The sequence below is a fragment of the Kangiella sp. genome (assembly GCF_048265365.1).
Classification (GTDB): Bacteria; Pseudomonadota; Gammaproteobacteria; order Enterobacterales; family Kangiellaceae; genus Kangiella.
In genome coordinates this window covers 510,781-528,639 of the sequence record NZ_JBLXBT010000001.1, presented here as the reverse complement: position 1 = coordinate 528,639, position 17,859 = coordinate 510,781, and the positions used below count along the sequence as shown (strand labels likewise).

14 protein-coding genes are annotated in these 17,859 nt (G+C 45.5%); 7 read left to right on the top strand and 7 right to left on the bottom strand.

Annotated elements, in window-relative coordinates; all coding sequences use genetic code 11:
• The first annotated feature begins 163 nt into the window (after window positions 1–163).
• Complete coding sequence (elbB, locus tag ACN0VI_RS02525) at window positions 164–820, top strand: isoprenoid biosynthesis glyoxalase ElbB (protein ID WP_417445673.1); 657 nt, start codon at window positions 164–166, stop codon at window positions 818–820.
• 8 nt (window positions 821–828) lie between these two features.
• Here elbB and ACN0VI_RS02520 read toward each other — a convergent pair whose 3' ends face one another.
• On the bottom strand, window positions 829–2,910 hold the full coding sequence (locus ACN0VI_RS02520) for a thioredoxin domain-containing protein (protein ID WP_417445672.1): 2,082 nt from the start codon (window positions 2,908–2,910) through the stop codon (window positions 829–831).
• A 104-nt stretch (window positions 2,911–3,014) separates the two neighbouring features.
• Here ACN0VI_RS02520 and ACN0VI_RS02515 point away from each other — a divergent pair, with 104 nt between their 5' ends.
• On the top strand, window positions 3,015–3,743 hold the full coding sequence (locus tag ACN0VI_RS02515) for a DUF599 domain-containing protein (RefSeq protein ID WP_331891857.1): 729 nt from the start codon (window positions 3,015–3,017) through the stop codon (window positions 3,741–3,743).
• A gap of 198 nt (window positions 3,744–3,941) precedes the next feature.
• Here the strand turns inward: ACN0VI_RS02515 and ACN0VI_RS02510 are convergent, their stop codons facing one another.
• Window positions 3,942–4,532 carry a DsbA family protein gene (locus tag ACN0VI_RS02510; protein WP_417445671.1) on the bottom strand — a complete coding sequence of 197 codons (591 nt, stop codon included), beginning with the start codon at window positions 4,530–4,532 and terminating at the stop codon, window positions 3,942–3,944.
• A 119-nt stretch (window positions 4,533–4,651) separates the two neighbouring features.
• A complete protein-coding gene (locus ACN0VI_RS02505) occupies window positions 4,652–5,269 on the bottom strand; it encodes a c-type cytochrome (RefSeq protein WP_331891854.1) in 618 nt (205 codons plus the stop codon).
• Between the two features lie 130 nt (window positions 5,270–5,399).
• On the opposite strand from ACN0VI_RS02505, the gene yihA reads away from it, so the two are divergent.
• Both yihA and ACN0VI_RS02495 read left to right on the top strand, forming a co-directional pair.
• Window positions 5,400–6,023, top strand: a complete 624-nt coding sequence (yihA, locus tag ACN0VI_RS02500; RefSeq protein WP_417445670.1) for a ribosome biogenesis GTP-binding protein YihA/YsxC — start codon at window positions 5,400–5,402, stop codon at window positions 6,021–6,023.
• A 109-nt stretch (window positions 6,024–6,132) separates the two neighbouring features.
• On the top strand, window positions 6,133–6,990 hold the full coding sequence (locus ACN0VI_RS02495; RefSeq protein WP_417445669.1) for a tetratricopeptide repeat protein: 858 nt from the start codon (window positions 6,133–6,135) through the stop codon (window positions 6,988–6,990).
• A 329-nt stretch (window positions 6,991–7,319) separates the two neighbouring features.
• On the opposite strand, the gene polA is transcribed toward ACN0VI_RS02495, so the two are convergent.
• The 4 genes from polA to ACN0VI_RS02475 form a co-directional block, all read right to left on the bottom strand.
• Window positions 7,320–10,067: a DNA polymerase I gene (gene polA / locus ACN0VI_RS02490; protein ID WP_417445668.1), complete on the bottom strand. Its 2,748-nt coding sequence runs from the start codon at window positions 10,065–10,067 to the stop codon at window positions 7,320–7,322.
• A gap of 212 nt (window positions 10,068–10,279) precedes the next feature.
• On the bottom strand, window positions 10,280–11,161 hold the full coding sequence (locus tag ACN0VI_RS02485) for an aspartoacylase (protein WP_417445667.1): 882 nt from the start codon (window positions 11,159–11,161) through the stop codon (window positions 10,280–10,282).
• The gene (locus ACN0VI_RS02480) at window positions 11,146–11,640 is read right to left on the bottom strand and encodes a thermonuclease family protein (RefSeq protein WP_417445666.1); all 495 of its coding nucleotides are present in this window, start codon (window positions 11,638–11,640) and stop codon (window positions 11,146–11,148) included. Before ACN0VI_RS02480 ends, ACN0VI_RS02485 begins: the two co-directional genes overlap by 16 nt.
• Window positions 11,641–11,672: 32 nt before the next feature.
• The gene (locus tag ACN0VI_RS02475) at window positions 11,673–12,983 is read right to left on the bottom strand and encodes a threonine/serine ThrE exporter family protein (RefSeq protein ID WP_417445665.1); all 1,311 of its coding nucleotides are present in this window, start codon (window positions 12,981–12,983) and stop codon (window positions 11,673–11,675) included.
• A 534-nt stretch (window positions 12,984–13,517) separates the two neighbouring features.
• Here ACN0VI_RS02475 and ACN0VI_RS02470 point away from each other — a divergent pair.
• From ACN0VI_RS02470 to ACN0VI_RS02460, 3 genes are all read left to right on the top strand, one after another.
• Window positions 13,518–15,830 carry a TonB-dependent receptor gene (locus ACN0VI_RS02470; protein ID WP_417445664.1) on the top strand — a complete coding sequence of 771 codons (2,313 nt, stop codon included), beginning with the start codon at window positions 13,518–13,520 and terminating at the stop codon, window positions 15,828–15,830.
• A 178-nt stretch (window positions 15,831–16,008) separates the two neighbouring features.
• Window positions 16,009–16,497: a DUF2165 family protein gene (locus tag ACN0VI_RS02465; protein ID WP_417445663.1), complete on the top strand. Its 489-nt coding sequence runs from the start codon at window positions 16,009–16,011 to the stop codon at window positions 16,495–16,497.
• A 77-nt stretch (window positions 16,498–16,574) separates the two neighbouring features.
• Window positions 16,575–17,831, top strand: a complete 1,257-nt coding sequence (locus ACN0VI_RS02460) for a pepsin-like aspartic protease (protein WP_417445662.1) — start codon at window positions 16,575–16,577, stop codon at window positions 17,829–17,831.
• The last annotated feature ends 28 nt before the right edge of the window (window positions 17,832–17,859 follow it).

Sequence of the window (17,859 nt, the reverse complement as noted above, 5' to 3'; positions counted from 1 at the left end):
TCTTGGCCCTTTGCGACGTTATTGACGCCTTTATGTATTCCTACCCGGCAGGCTATCCTCTAGTTTCGGTTAAATCGCCTTAAAAATCAAAATTCTTACGCCTGACAGCAGATTTTGCTTATATTATGATGATATTTCTATTTTGATCTGAACAGGGAGAATTATGAAAAAGATTGCCGTTATATTATCTGGCTGTGGCGTTTTTGATGGTGCAGAAATTCATGAAAGCGTGCTAACCCTGTTAGCGCTGGAGCAAAACAACCTCGAATACCAATGTTTCGCTCCTGATATTGACCAGATGCATGTGATTAACCACTTAACCGGTGAGCCTAGCGAAGGACAGTCACGCAATGTGTTGGTCGAAGCGGCACGCATTGCACGGGGCAATATCAAGGACTTAGCCGAGGCCAAAGAATCCGACTTTGATGCGGCTGTATTACCCGGCGGCTTTGGCGCCGCTAAAAATCTGTGTGACTTTGCGGTAAAAGGCAGTGACTGCACCGTAAATTCCGATCTGGAACGCTTTATCAAAGCTATGGCAGCGGCCAAAAAGCCGGTCGGCTTTATCTGTATTTCACCAGCCATTATTCCAAGGCTGTATGGCGAAGGCAGTAAGCTGACGATCGGTAATGATAAGGATACTGCTGATGCGATTGAAGCCATGGGCGGTGTTCATATGGTCTGTCCCGTTGAAGACATTATTTATGATGAAGATCATAATCTTCTTTCAACACCAGCCTACATGCTTGCTGGCAGTGTTTCCGAAGCCGCCAGCGGTATTAACAAACTGATCGCAAAACTGGCCAGCTTGCTCAAGTAAACAGAAACTTACTCTGTTTGCGTAAAATCTTGTATCGCATCGAAGGACTCCAGTGCAGGGAAGCACTGGCGATTGCGACAACAATAAGCCACTGCCTTTTCTTGCGCAGGATACTTATCCTTTAACAGATCACTACCAGGCTCAAGGCTAAAGACCCAGCGCTGGCTATATTGGCCGGTGCTCAGATATTCTTGCCAGCCTACGGTCTGATGCAACTCGCCTCGTAATAGCCAGATTTCAGAACCTTTTTCATAAGCATTCAATACACGCACCACTGACGGATACTGCAAAGGCGCTTTGATGGCTTCTTTGCTGGCCTGCTGCAAACTTTGCTCAATAAACTCTAACCACTCCATCTTGCCGGTCAACTCACCTACCAACCATAACACTTCCAGAGCCTGACAGGCGCTGTTAGGCATGGCATCATCACTCCAACTTTTGTGGCGCGTTATTACCATTTCCGCATCATTGCCTGTGTAGAAAAAACCGCCCTGTTGCTGATCGGCGAATTGAGTCCATAACACATCACACAGCCCAAGCAGCCAGCGCCAACTTTGCTCATCAAAATCAAAGGTCAATCTCATCAGTAAGGCTTTTGCTAGATAAGCATAGTCATCAAGAAACGCCTGCTGATACGCCCGGTCCGATCGATAGCAGGCTTTTAATGCTGACCCATCCCATATCGTCTGATATAAACCCTGTTGGCAATTTTTTGCCTGTTGCAAAATAGCGTCATCGCCCAGCTGGCGTGCAGCACTGAATAACCCCTGCAGCAGCAGACCATTCCAACTGGTTAATTGCTTGTCGTCGAGAAACGGCAACGGACGCTGATCACGCTGCGTCTTCAACTGTTGACGCACCGACTCAATCAGCAAGGGAAGCTGCTTTAAATGTATTCCAGTCTGCTCGGATACTTGCTGCAATGAATTACGACAGACCAGGTGCCACTGCCCCTCAAAGTTGGGCTTTTCCGCTAAACCATAATAGGCTTTGGCCACTGCTTGCTCCTGCTCGCTCAAATTCTGCAAGTCAGCTTGTCGCCAGACGTAATAGGCGCCTTCTTCACTATGACCATTGTCATTCAAACTATCCGCATCCAGTGCAGAATGATAGGTCGCCTGTTCACTTTGCATCTGTTCGCTGAGCCAACTGATGCTTTGTTTTACTCGCTGCATCCAGCCACCTTGCGCATAGTAATGACCCGCTTCCGCCATCAGCTTGATGAGCTGACCATTGTCATAGAGCATTTTTTCGAAATGAGGAATATCCCAATATTCATCGACACAGTAACGGAAGAAGCCGCCGCCCAGATGGTCGTATAATCCGTAATCCGCAAAGGCCTGCAGAGTTTTTGACAGATGTTCGCTCAACGCCTGTTGTTGGCTATTCTCATCAGCCACTAATTCGAAGGTTGCTTGCCAGATAGAAGTTTGTGGGAATTTAGGGGCACCTTTTAAACCACCAAAATCCGAATCAGAACGCTTTAACACTTCCTCTAAAAAAGCTTGGTTGAGTGAAGCGGAACTGGTATCAACGTCATTATCCGCTTGCTGACCAGAAGAGCCTGACACAAAGCGTAACGCCTCCTGTAACTGGCCGTTCTGCTGCTTAATTTCATCCCGCTTCTCAGCAAAGACTCCAGCAATATTACTCAACAAGTCAGTAAAGGCTGGCATTCCATACTTGGGGTTTTTGGGAAAATAGGTGCCGCTGAAAAATGGAGTCAGTGTTTGTGGATCTAAAAAGGTGGTTAATGGCCAACCACCAGCTTGACGATTCAACAGTTGATGGGCCAGCTGGTAGGTTTTGTCTAAATCAGGTCGTTCTTCACGATCCAGCTTAATATTGATGAACAGTTTATTCATCACCTCTGCGGTCGCAGCATCTTCAAAGGATTCATGGGCCATGACATGACACCAGTGACAAGATAAATAACCCACCGACAGCAAAATCGGTTTATCGAGCTGCTTCGCAAGCTCCAAGGTTTGCTGATTCCACTGTTGCCAGTGCACCGGATTCTCTTTGTGCTGATGTAAATAAGGACTGGTTGCATCCTGTAAAGTATTCTTGAGCGCTGTCTGCTGGGTCATAGGGTTATGAAGCTTTGTCTTAAAGTTACTTGAATTAGATCTTAAAGCATGTCACTTTTAACCTCACCTCTGCAACTACTTATGCCCAAGTTTGAGGCTTACCCATGAACTTGTCTTTTCTGCCTTTACTCGACTGGATAGCACTAATCTGGTTTTTAATTTGCTGGATTGGTTACACTCAATACGCTCGCATTCAACATGGCAAGCGTCCAACCATTGCTAACCAGCTGGCGGCTAATCGAGAACAGTGGATTCAAAAAATGGTTGCCCGCGATGTTAAAATTGCCGATGTCACCAGCTTAGGTATCTTGCAGCGCAACGTGACCTTTTTTGCATCAACCACGATTTTCATTATTGCTGGTTTATTAACCGTATTAGGTTCTACCGAAAAAGCTATTCACCTGTTATCTGCACTACCGTGGATTGAGATAGCCTCGCGCGCCGCGTGGGAAGTTAAAATTATCCTATTGATAATCTGTTTCGCCTACGCCTTCTTCAAATTCACCTGGTCCATGCGCCAATACAACTTTGCAGTAGTTCTGTTCGGTGCTGCACCAGATAAAGACTGTGATGAAGAAGAACATCAACTCTTTATCAAGCACACTAACTGGCTACTAAGCCGCGCCTCCAACTCTTTCAATTACGGGCTGCGCGCCTATACCTTCGCCATTGCTGTGCTAGCCTGGTTCTTTAACTCCTGGTTCTTTATTCTATGCGCCAGCATAGTGGTATTGGTTTTGTATCGTAGAGAATGCCGTTCAGCCACCTTAGCGGCACTCTATAACACCAGCCACCATAGTAGCGAAAAACCCTTACCGGATTATTGGGGATGATGAGGTTATTGTTAGAGTAAGGTATAACTTGGGAGTACGCTCACTTTCATGTGGATTAAAAATAGTCAGTGGGTGTAGGCCGAAATAGGCCAAGAATTGGCTGCCTTCTGACATATCATTGGGCGAACGTCGTTCGCCCCTACAGGAAGCTCAGGTTAGGAATTGGTATGCACCGCTGCAACTGAAGCACACCTCGTATCACAATGATTTTAAATAACGTAGCACTTCAGCAAAACGGTCAATTTTCATGGTGTGATTGGCGTCGGTTGCGAACTGGCCTTTAATGACAACGGTTGGTGCATAGTGAATATCATACTTTGCTGCTAAGTCTTCAGCTCTTTGCACTTGTTGATAGAGTTCTTTATTCTCTAGTAATTCGGTTAAAGCTTCTTCGTCAACATCCATCGCCAATAGTTCTTCCTTCATGGCATTAAAGTCAGTGACGTCAATCTCACCCGCATCAATTTTAGCGATCATGTCAGCCTTTTGCGCTTCACTTAACTCCAGCAGCTGCATCACATAATGCAATTTAGCGGCAGCTCGCCACTCTGGGCGCGCTATCAATGGAACATACTCCAACTCTTCAAGGTCATCGGTCAGCTCTTGCTCAAGCTTGCGACATGAAGTGCAGCCCAGCCAACTAAAGTACAGGTTATCTTGGGTGTTCAGCTGGCTTTGATCGGTGAGGGTAATTCGCCAATAGTCTTGACCTTGCTCAATGGCATGAGCGGTATCCACGTTGGCACTGAGTAGAAAAACTAAACCAGAAACTAATAAGAAATGCTTCATAAATGTTCTCTAGAATATTAACTTAAACGGATTACTAAACGATAGGCCATAAAAAAAGGCGACCACTGTCGCCTTTTTTACCCTGATTCAACAGGTCATTGCAACTTTAAGCGGTCAAATTAATGAAGACCTAACATAAAGTGTGCAACTGCTTCAATTTGCTGCTCTGACATACGGTTCGCAATATCACGCATTACCGCATTGTTGTCATTGGCACGCTTCGCCCAGGCAAATGCTTTTAATTGTTTGATAGCATACTCAGGGTGTTGGCCTGAAACCGCTGGATAACCTGCTAAATCAAGGCCCTGACCGGCTGCACCGTGGCAAGCTGAACAAGCAGGAATGCCGCGTTCCGCATCACCCTGGAAGTAAATTTTCTTGCCAAGGTCAATGAATTCTTTCGGCACAGCACCTAACTGAGTCTCTTGAGCGGCATAGTAAGCAGACAAATCAGCAATGTCCTGCTCGCTCAAATTAGCAACCATTGGTGCCATAGATGGGTCATAGCGACCTTGTGATTGATCTTTTGCGCCAGCTTGAAAATCTTTAATTTGTTTTTCAAGATACTTTGCGTTTTGGCCGGCTAGTTTTGGCCACATCGCATTGGCACTATTGCCATCCTGGCCATGACAAGCGGCACAAGTTGCTGCCAACTCGGCACCTTTGGCGGCATCACCTTCCTGCGCAGAAGCAGTAGCACCAAATAAGAATAATGCAATAATTGCTAACTTTTTCATCAGGTTACCCGTATAGTTCTGTTAAAAGGTCATTGCTGAAGCGCAACGACAGAGAATTCGAAAAAAGTTCGATGAATTATAGGGAACTAACCAGTAAAATGCCAATATCTCTTATAAAAAATACACTCTTATGAATTATCACATAGCCAAATATTTGCTAGGCGCTGCAAAACTTGCCCAGCTGCCAGCCGATCAAGGTATCGAAGTGGCCTTTGCTGGCCGTTCCAATGCGGGCAAATCAAGCGCACTCAATACCCTGACCCAACAAAAAAGCTTGGCTCGCACCAGTAAAACTCCCGGCCGTACGCAGCTGATTAATGTTTTCACCCTGGACGAAGATCGACGCCTGATTGACCTTCCCGGCTATGGCTATGCGAAAGTTCCGGAAGCGATGAAGTTACAATGGCAAGCCGAGCTCTCTCGGTACTTACAACAACGCAAATGCTTACGTGGCTTAGTGTTACTAATGGATATCCGGCATTTCCTCAAAGACAGCGATCAGGAAATGTTGGTATGGGCAGCTGAAGTTGGTTTACCGGTACATTGCCTGCTCAGTAAATCGGATAAACTCAGCCAGGGCGCCAAATCCAAAGCTGTTCTGCAATGTAAAAAAGCGGTTCAGGAACTTCATCCTACTGCTACCGTTCAGGCTTTCTCATCGCTTAAACGCGTCGGCCTTGATCAGCTCTATAAAGTCCTTGATGAATGGTATGCCAGCCCTACCGATGTAGAAACACCCACTCAGTCAGAATAACAACCAGCCCAATCACTCCTTAATATTAATGGTGCTTTGTTTTGCAAAGCACCCAAGCCTTCGCTAGGATCAGGTTAATAAGCATTTCAGCATCCTAGCGAGGAAACCCATGACCATCCGTATCATTGCTGCAATATTGTTTCTCTTCAGCGCAACTCTCTTTGCTGCAGAGCAGGACAATTCAAAACAACAGGCAGCAAAGACCAATACCACCTCTGCCCAATATCCGCCACTTATCGAACGCTATATTCTGGATGAGCTAAAGAGTATTCGTCAGGATCAACAGGCATTCCGAGCGGAGGTGGAACACAAAGTAGCCAATGCTCGGCTGGATGTTTCTGATCGCGCAATTCGTTACACCACCGATACACTTAACAATGTCTTCATCATTATTACAACTGCGGCCTCATTATTAGTCCTGATGGGCTGGCGGTCTTTGAAAGATGTTCGCAGTAAACTCAACGAAGTAGTGGAAACTAAAATCACCGAGCTCACCAGCAAGTACGAACTTCGTTTGAAAGATCTAGAAGATAAGCTCAAACGTCGTTCACAGGAAATCATCGAGGCCCAGGAAGATATTTCCAAAGCTAATGAAATACATTCGATCTGGATGCGTGCGGCACTTGAAACCAACATGCACCAGAAGATCAAGCTGTACGATGAATTGCTTGCTTTAAACCCTACAGATATTGAAGCTTTAATTTATAAAGCCGATGCAGCCTTTGAACTGGGTGACTACGAATGGGCCTTCAGTCTCGCTAACCGCGCCATCGACCAAGATGAGGAATATGGCCTCGCCTACTGGCAAAGAGCCTGCGCCAATGCAGCCAATGGTGCTCTGCAAGAAGCGATTGTCGATATCAAAATTGCCGTTGAAAAAGCACCAAAGCTAGCCGAGGAAATTGACCGTGAGCCAGCGTTTGAACCATTACATGACTTGGAAGAATTTAAAGAGTTAAGTTCTTAATCTAATTTTTATAGGCAAAAAATCCACGCAAAAAAAAAGGGGTGGCCTGAGGGAACAAAGGCACCACCCCAAATGCGCAATTCAGCTTGGGGGGGCCGAATTGCAAATCCCGCTGGAAGGAGGGAGTCGCGGGGAGCGCATTCGTTGCGCTCAGTTTAATAGACACTGTTTTGGGGTGTTTGTTGCAAGAAAAGTGTCAGCTTTTGTAAAGACTGGTAAGAAATGTGAACCGGCTAACGATAGTCATTTTAAGCTCAAAATTGACTCACAATTCGGATCGCTAGCGGTTCACATTTTGCGATGGTTTTACAGATTTTGTGCACTAATATTTAGTGTGCCTCATCCCAATTATCACCAACACCGACATCCGCAATCAGTGGTACTGAGAGCTCAGCCACACTTTGCATCAGTTTAGGGATTTCCTTTTGTGCCAGTTCGAGTTTGTCTTCCTCAACTTCAAACACCAGCTCATCGTGTACCTGCATAATCATCTTGATCCCTTTAACATCTTTTAGCCACTTATCCACTTCGAGCATGGCTAACTTGATGATATCAGCAGCACTGCCCTGCATTGGTGCATTAATCGCCGTGCGTTCGGCTGCTTTTCTGCGCATGCCGTTTTTTGAATGAATTTCCGGCAAATATAAGCGGCGGCCATAAAGCGTTTCCACATAACCCAGATCTGCCGCTTTTTCTTTGGTGGAGTCCATATAAGTTTCAACGCCAGGGTAGCGGGCAAAATAGGTGTTGATGTAATCTTGGGCCGTGTTGCGATCGGTATCGATTTGCTTGGCCAAGCCAAAAGCCGACATGCCATAAATCAAACCGAAGTTAATTGCTTTGGCGTTACGACGTTGATTCGTTGTAACTTCGTCCAGCGGCACATCAAACACTTCAGCAGCGGTTGCTGAGTGAACATCAAGCCCTTCTTCAAACGCTTTCAGCAAACCTTTATCTTGTGACAGATGAGCCATGATGCGCAGTTCAATTTGCGAATAATCCGCTGCTAAAATCTTGCTACCTTTCGGCGCAATAAATGCGGTACGAATACTACGCCCTGCTTCTGTTTTGATTGGGATATTCTGTAAGTTCGGATCGGTTGAGGACAGTCGGCCGGTTGCAGCAATAGCTTGATGATAAGAAGTATGCACGCGGCCAGTTTTGTCGCTAATCATCGTTGGCAGCTTATCAGTATAAGTCGACTTCAGTTTGCTTAGTCCACGATGTTCAAGAATTAATTTTGGCAATGGGTAATCAAGCGCCAGTTCCTGCAAAACTTCTTCTGCGGTTGATGGCTGACCTTTAGGCGTTTTTTTCAAAATCGGCAAGCCAAGATCTTCATAGAAAATAGCTTGTAGTTGTTTCGGTGATCCTAAATTAAATTCCTTACCGGCAATGTCATAAGCTTCTTTTTCCAGCTCTTTTAAGCGTTTTTCGAATACATGACTTTTTTCCAGTAATAATTTTCCATCAACCAACACGCCATTACGTTCAACTTTCGAGAGTATTCTCAATAAAGGCATTTCAATATGCTGGAAGACTTGGGTAGGCCCTTCATTCTGCTTGAGCTCTGGCCATAACTTCTGATGCAATCGCATGGTAATATCAGCGTCTTCCGCAGCATAAGGTGCGGCTTTCTCTACTTCGATCTGATCAAAGGTAAGTTGATTTTTTCCCTTGCCTGCGATTTCTTCGAACTTAATGTTAACGTGATTCAAATGATGCAGTGCTAGAGTATCCATGTCATGGCGACTGGCAACACTATTTAAGCAATATGATTCGAGCATGGTGTCAAACTCTATGCCACCAAGCTTAACGTCATAATTAGCCAGGACACTCATATCATACTTCAAATTCTGACCAACTTTCTTATACTTCTCAGACTCTAAAATTGGTTTTAATTGTTTCAGGACATCATCACGATCCAGCTGCTCTGGAGCACCCATATAAGAGTGGGCAACTGGCAAGTAAGCAGCTTCACCATTATCTAGTGCGAATGACATACCTACTAATTCTGCTTCAATATAATTTAGGCTGGTGGTCTCAGTATCAAAGGCAAACAACTCCGCGTCTTTTAACTTCTTTATCCACTTATCAAGATCTTTTTGTTCAAGGATAGTTTCATATTTAGAACGGTCAACAAGCGCTATACTCGGTCCAGCTTCTGAATCCTCACCCACTGAATCGCCTGCATCACCTTCACCAAGCTCCTTCAACACTTCAGTTAACCAACGGCGGAACTCCATATCACTGTAAAGTTTCTTGAGCTCTTTTAAGTCGGGCTGACCGATATTCAGTTCTTCTGGCCTAAACTCTAAATCGCAGTCTAGCTTGATAGTTGCCAATTCATAGGACAACGGCAACCTATCCACTGCTTCACGCAAGTTCTCACCGATCTTTCCACCGATCTCATCAGCATGATCAATCACACCTTGCAAACTACCGTATTGCTCTAACCATTTAACGGCCGTTTTTGGCCCACATTTATCAACACCGGGAATATTATCTACTTTGTCTCCGACTAAGGCTAAGTAATCAATGATCTGTTCGGGCTTGACCCCAAACTTCTCAATCACTCTATCCCTGTCTGTGATTGGATTGGTTTTATCCATGGTATTAATCAAAGTCACATGCTCACTGACCAACTGCGCCATATCCTTATCACCGGTTGAAATCAGGGTTTCACGCCCTTCCTTACAAGCCTGCTTTGCCAAAGTACCAATCACATCGTCAGCTTCGACACCGTCAATTACTAAAAGCGGTAAACCCATCGCTTTGACGATCTCATGAATCGGCTCTATTTGCTGACGCAGATCCTCTGGCATGGGTGGCCGATTAGCTTTGTATTCCGGATAGAGATCATTGCGGAAGGTTTTGCCCTTAGCATCAAATACCATCGCCATATGTTCAGGCTCGTATTCTTTGATGAGGCTTTTCAGCATGTTGATGACACCAAATACGGCACCGGTCATCATGCCTTTCGAATTAGTCATACGCTGCAATTGAGGCACATGATACGCGCGGAATAAATAGGAAGAACCGTCAACGAGAATAAAAGGAGCTTTTTTTTCTGACATGTCAGTAGCGTTACTTGTGATTGAATGGGGCTAGTGTAGCAAATTTCGTGAGCTACTCGCAGTCACTTTCATGTTCACAGAGCCACAAACCATAAAAAGAAGGCCGCATTTATACAGTTATCGTGAGGCAGCCAAGGGTCTAAGTCGTGGTCGAGAAATTTTGAATGAGATGAATCAGGATGTTGCAGAACAAAGCTGATAACTAAAAAGCATTATCCAATATGATAGGTTCGCCTTTTAGACATTGAGAAGGCTTTCTTTTCATCATAATAGGCGGCTTCATTGATGAAACTGATCGTGCAATCGTCACCTTCATAATACTCGTCTTCACCATTAAAGAGATGAAATATCGGTTCGCCTGACTTTAAGGTCAGAAAGTCACGATCCTGAATATTCTTGTGCACCATGCCACAAATGTTGCCAAGTGGATCAGTGGGTAAATGCATCACAGCAAAATACTCGTAAATATCGATGGACTCCGAAGGCTGCGGTAACTTGTGTTGATTATACTGCTCGATGAACTCAGCAATCAGTTGTACTGCCTGTTCAGTTTTCTCAAAGACGTCATGCTTTAGCTGCCCTTGCGGTACCGGGCCAACTTCAACCAGCACATGACGGTCGGCGACGGTCATTAAAAAGTGGTGATCCTGTTGTTGTTCCAGAGTCACCGTCACCTCATCCATGCGCTGCTGCACATAATCTACCAGCATTAAATGAAAGGTATCGGTTTTAGTCAGCACTAGATTGACGCCCATCGGTGCCGTCGAGGTATGTAAATCAACAATCAGATCCACACGAGAGTCACCTTTCGGGCCAAGTTGATCGTTGAGTTCTTTAGCGCGGGCATTTTCATATCCTGCCAGTAATGGGTCTTTCAGGTCGGATAGTTTGAAACTCCGATTGAGGTCTCGGTTCAGATATCGACGATTATTTTTGAAGGCTTCGGGATTAGCCAGCACATACTCAACCTCAAACGTTTTCGGTTGTAATAAATGCGGGTATTCATGATATTTTTCCAGCAAGTAAATACCGGTGTACTCATTGCCATGTGTACCACCGACTATAGCTACTTTATTCACTATCTCCCTTTCCATGAGCCTCTCCTCATATGCTTTTTGCGCCATTCCCACGGCTCCATACGTTCATTTTCAGGTAATGACCACAGACCCTTTTCCTGCTCTCTAGCAATATTTTCCAGCTCCTTGAGCTTCTTGCTTTTACTGTAACGCCAGCGCCATGCCATCCCTTCGCTAATCATGATTTCATTGACTGATTCGCCATCCACTATTAAGTCCACCAACAGGCGACCGTACTTATCCCGCTTATCACCAATCAATTTAACCGGCTTATCCATAACCAATTCTTGCATATAGGCGCGAGACCTTTGGGCATAAGGTTGATCCCGTTCTGGTGCATCAATATCCTTCAATCGAATGGTAAAACCATTCCCACGTTCGCAACAGATAATCATACTGTCGCCATCCTGCACGAACTTGACCCGATATTCTGCTCCAACCGTATCGCACCCGGTCAGTAGAAATATCAGCACTAAACAAAACAATCGTTTTATCATGTCTGCCCCCGCCCTTCCTATCAATGCACCAGTTAGCTCAATGGCTTGCCCAGTTTTACTTTTGTTTTTGGTTTTGGCAAAGTCGCTATCGACGAAATCAACAAGCCTGTTACTAACGATATACCTATAATAATCATATTAAAAGCAGTATCCAAGCCGCCAATAATGTCGTGGTCCAGTAATGCAGTCAGACTTTTAAAGCCGACACTGCCTGGAACCAGAATAATGAAGCCCGGCATCAAACAGGTTGCGGTTGGCACCTGTTTAATACGATAAGCCAGATTGGCAAATAATCCTACACATAAGGCGCCAATGAATGCGCCGCTGGCCGGGTTCATCAATTTTACTCCCCAACGCGACACAAAATAGGCAATGCAGACCGCAGCCACGATCCACAGGAAGCTCTTCCAGCGGGTCTGGAATAACACCACGAATGAAAAGGAAGTGGCGACAATCGCAATCCAGATAGTCCAGGTCGGAAGGAGAATTAAGGGTGTAACCACAGTAGAAGGGAAAAGAAAGTTACCCAGCTGGCTGCCAATCGCCACGCCAAAGGTCATCTGTATAAAAATCACTGCAGAACCCAGCAAACGTGCTGTCCCCGAGACCAGATTCTGAGTTGCCAATTCCGCCATGGCAATAGTCAGCATCATACCGGGCACCAAAATAATAATGCCCGCCACAATGGGTATATAGGTGGAGCCCAGCCCAAGCCATTTATTAAAGCCGACCGATATCACGGACGCCATAAAAGCACATAAAGCCGGCATTAAATTTGCCACTGTTTCCGAGCGCGTGCCACCAATATTGACTAGTAGGCCTACCGATAAACCAATCACTGCTCCGGTAATCACTTCCAGTAAACCGCCATTAAAAATTCTGGCAATTGAGGCCGACACCAGCATAAAGCAGACAATGGTCCAGTAACGATTGTGCACCGGTTTAGATTTGGTGATTTGATTGAGCTGGATGGCGCCTTCTTCAGTAGTCATTTCATCATTGATGACAGCATAAGCCACATCCATCGTGCGACTCAGCTTATCCACATCCACCTCACCCGAGTTGGAGCGAATCACGTAAGTCTGCGGCTTATCCTCTTCCAGCATGAAAGTCATAGTAATACTGGTCGGTACCGCAATACATTGCAAACCATAACCAAGCTGTTCAGCTACATTGGTCAGCAAGCGCTCTAATTCGTAGCTCGGCACACCATAAGTATGCAACGCTTTGACCAGACGCAACATAAAGCCCACTGGCTCATGACGGTTGGGGAAATGAGGTACCTTATCAAGGCGGCGCTCAGAGATAGAGTCTGGAATTTGCTCGGTTGCCTTTTCACTCATATTTGTTGCTCATTGATGCTGGAATCTCCCTCAGAAAACAGCCTTAACATTAGGCTTACAATGTGATTGTTCGCTTCATGCTACCTGTTTTTGATCACTATTTGTAACATTAATCCGCTATTAACGGATTGCCTATGAGTTACAAGGGCTATAGTATATAGGGCCTCTGTAAGAGGAGTCGAAATACATGAGCAAATCCATTAAACACATACTACTAATAGTCGCTTTGCTAGGCATGGCACTGGTAGGTGTTGCTCATGCTAAAGCTCCCGATCATGAGACCACCGATTGTGCGATCTGTCTCTATCAACCGTTTAAAGATAGTCATAGCAGTTCTGCTCAACTTTTCGTACCGTCTCCTAGCCTGATTGCGGAGCATTCTCTAGCTTGGTCAACACCTGTTATTCAATCCTGTCCACGAACAGGTTATCGCGGCCGCGCACCCCCAGTTTTAGCTTAGTTTCTCAATTTTTTCTTATTTTTTAATGTGTTAATTGAACAGGCACAGGTCTGTTAGTATGAGGAATTTTAAGCATGAAATATTCTGCTATAGCGTTAATTTTATCTGCGGCTTTAAGCCAACAGGCACAAGCTGCTGACAACTCCACTCTTTCTGGCGTTCTTCAAGATAGTGAAGGAAAGCCGCTAGCTAATGTTGAGATCTTCATCTCTTCGCAAAATCAATCGGTAACTACCGATGAAAATGGTCGTTTCGAGTTCACTGACTTAGAAACAGGCCGTTATGTCCTGGATATCAAGGGTGGCAAACAGGGTCATATCAATAAGGCCGTGCAACATACTGGTGAAAGCCTGACCGTTACGGTTGATTATGCCGATACACAGACGCTGGTGATCACCGGCAACCCTCTTGAACATACCATCCTGGAGATGGCAGGCCCGGCTGTGATTGTCAGCGGTGATGAGCTAACTCAGAAACGTGGCGCTAATATTGGTGAAACGCTGGCAGAAGTGCCAGGTGTAAATCTTTCTAGCTTTGGCGCCGGCGCCGGTCGTCCCGTAATTCGAGGACAACAAGGTAACCGCGTCACCGTTCTAAGTAATAATAGCTCTACACAGGATGCTTCCAACGCCAGTCCTGATCATTGGATCGCAGCAGAGCCACTACTGGCTAAACGCGTAGAAATTCTAAAAGGACCAGCGACACTACTTTATGGTGGCGGTGCTGTCGGCGGCTCAGTTAATGTAGTTGATAATCGTATCCCAACAGAGCTACCGGACGGTATCGAAGGTGGCGTTGAAGTTCGTCTAGGCGACTCTGCTACCGGCGAACGCAGTACTGTGGGCACTTTCTCAACCGCCAACGGTGGTCTTGCTTTTAACATTGATGCTTTTAAGTCAGAAACTGATGAAGTAGAAATTCCAGGTTTTGCCGAATCTTATTATCTGCGCCAACTTGAAGAAGCCGAAGGTGAGGCAGGCCATGACGAAGAGGCATCGGGTATCCTTGAAAATAGCGATACCGACAGCAAGGGCGGAAGCGCTGGCTTCTCCTATATTTCCGATGCTGGTTATTGGGGCATGTCTTATTCCGATTATGAACGCAATTATGGATTGCCGGGGCATGCTGAACATCATGATGAAGGCGTTATTGTGGAGCCTGAACCTGCTGAAGAAGCTGTGCGTCTCGATCTTCGTCAAAAACGCTGGGATATGAAAGGCCGTTGGAATGACCCCTTCGACGGTTTTAGAAGTTTAAGCCTGCAATTCGCCAGTACTGATTATAAACACCAGGAAATTGAAGGCGCCGAAATCGGCACCACCTTCTTAAACGATGCACAAGAAACTCGATTAGAGCTTGTTCATGATGCCTGGAGTGGCTGGCAAGGTGCTTTTGGTCTGCAATACTCCGACAGTGACTTCGTGACGCTTGGCGATGAGGCTTATATTCCGGCTTCCAATACTGAGAAACTTGGCCTGTTCTGGCTGGAAGAATATGAAGTTGGCCACTGGCACACTGAACTTGGCGCTCGTTATGACAAACAGACGATTACTACTGATCTGTTCGGGCAACGTGATGATAATGCCTTCAGTTTCGCTTTTGGCTCACTATGGCATATTGATGAGCATTGGACCTTACCGATTAACATCACTCGTGCGCAACGGTTGGCTGCAGTCGAAGAGTTATATTCCAATGCTGGCAATGATGAAGCCAATTACGTGCCTCACCTGGCTACTGCCAGTATTGAAGTCGGTAACTCTGACCTGGGTAAGGAAACGGCCAACAACATTGATATTGGTGTTCGTTATAACTCTGATCTGGTGAGTGCTTCTGTTTCGTTATTCCATAACCGTATTGATGACTATATCTTCCTTGCTCACCAGGAACACGAGCCTGCTGCGGGAGAAGTGCACGAACACGAAGAGCTTCCCGTATTTGCTTATAGTCAGGCCGATGCTGTGTTTGAAGGGGCAGAAGCTGAAATCAACTGGACTTTTGCCAGTGAAGGTATGGCAATCTGGAAAGCTGGCTTATTTGGTGACTATACCAATGCGGAACTTAAGAGTGGCCCCTATTTACCGCGCGTTCCGGCCAAACGCCTGGGTGGCTCAATCGGCTTTGATTACGACATGTTTACCAGTAACCTGACAGCGATTAAAGTGTTCGATCAGGATCATCTGGCAGAGGACGAGCTACCCACTGATGGCTATAGCCTTATCAACCTTGATCTTGGCTACAATATCTTCTATGACGAGTCAGAGCTGTTCCTATTTTTACGTGGCCAAAATCTGGCGGACGAAGAGATCCGTGACCATGCTTCATTCCTGAAGGATCGCGCACCCAGAGCAGGACGTTCGTTGACTGCTGGTTTCCGCTGGACCTTTTAATCTCTGAAATGAGCGAGTGATAGCTGCTGCTATTGCTCGCTTTTCTGCTTTATATACTTTGAAACACTATCTTCTTTTCACCACTTCTTAATCACTATCATCGCTGGCGATTCTTCCTAACTTTTCATATACTCATTCAACTGGTTATATTTTGACCAGAATAATAATGGAGGGAGTCATGACTATTCGTCACTTTAAATGCCTATTCGTTTTACTGTTAGCGCTGATGTGTTTGTTTTATGCGTTCCAAAACATCGCCAATCTTGATGCGTGTTATCAAGCCATCGCCTACGTTTTATCCATGCAGGAACATGCCGTCTATCCAGATTCAATCATGCCGACCATCGAAGCCAGCTTTTTAGTATGGTGCGTGGTGATCTTAATTATTGCGACTGAAATATTAGCGGGATTGGTTTTACTCAAAGGCACCTGGGATCTCTGGTCAGCACGCCTAGCCGATGCCATCGCATTTAACCACGCCAAAAAGTACGCGTTGATCGGAGCCAGCATTGGCATCTTGGTCTGGTTTGGTTATTTTGCCGTGTTTGGTGGAGCCTTGATGCAAATGTGGCAGACTCAGACTGGCAGCATGTCGTTAACCGGCGCTTTCCAATACTTTAGTAGTTGCGTTTTTATCTGGTTAATTGTAAATAGTAAAGATGCTTAATCATGAGCCTCATTTGAGGCTCTTTTTTTACCAGTTTTAGTTGGTTTTCTATACTTAAAAGACAAGGAACCATAATAATGCCCAAGGATACAATGAAACTGCCGATCACCATTGTCCCTGCCAAAGGTGGCTATTGTGCGCCCATTCAGATTGGCTGCAATCAGGAAATTGCCCATTTACTGCTGGATACAGGCAGTAGCACCATTGCCGTTGAAACCAGGGCCTACAATCACGCCAGCGATTTTTACTTAAAACCCACGTCACTGGCTCAGGCACTAACCTATGGCTCTGGCGGCTGGGCTGGGCCGATCGTAGAAACCCATCTTTCGCTTGAGCATGATAATAAGCGTATGTTGCTAAAAGACGCTCACATTGCGGTGATTAAAACCGAGCAACAGGATAACTTTTACGGGGCCGATGGTATTTTAGGTCTTGGCTATCGAGAACTGAATCGTGCCCACGACCTAACAGAATATTTTTATCAACGAAACCAGGATCCAGCCCACACCTACCCCTGGCCCTTCGAAGTCGAGTCCAGCAAAAGTGGCATTCGTCAATTTCGGAAGCAACTAAAACAATATCCAGGACTGTATCCCAAGGCATTCTTCACCCAGCTAGAAGAAGAGAAAATCAGTAAAAACAAATTTGCGCTTTATACCAAACGCTCTATTGTGCATGTTGCCGACCCCACTTATACAGAACAGCATTTACATGCCGACCCATTAAACCAGGGCCTGTTGATTCTTGGCGCTGGTGAAGTACATCGTGAGCTTTACCATGGCAATCTGGAAACCATTGATGTGGTACATGACAGCTACTACAACACCAAGTTGATCTCGATGCAGGTGGGTAACGGCCGAGAAATCGAAGCACCACCCATTCAGAACAATTATCGTAGCAAGGGCCGCTCCAATAGCATCATTGACTGTGGCTCCAGCTTTCTAGTTCTGCAACGCTATTTATATCAAGAATTAATGGATGAGTTGATTGATATGAATGTTGATTTCATTCGCCATATAGAACGCTTCCAGAACGCCAATCAGGCTGGAAAAGGCTACTTTCCTACCGATCTCGATTTAACCCAATGGCCTGACGTTCACTTTTATTTCCTGAGCCCTTATGGTGAAAAAATTCGCATGAGCTGTACACCAGACAACTATTGGCAAATCAATGCCCTGGAGCATGGTCGCGCCTATTTCATGGTTATGGATCAGCTGAAAAGCTGGCCTGATATGTCGATTATGGGTTTGCCTTTGATGAGTGATTATTACTGCGTGTTTGATCGTGAATACGATGTCAACGGTGTGATTAAAGTTGCCAAGGTGAAACTCTAATCACCTTGGCAAAACTTATTGACCCTGA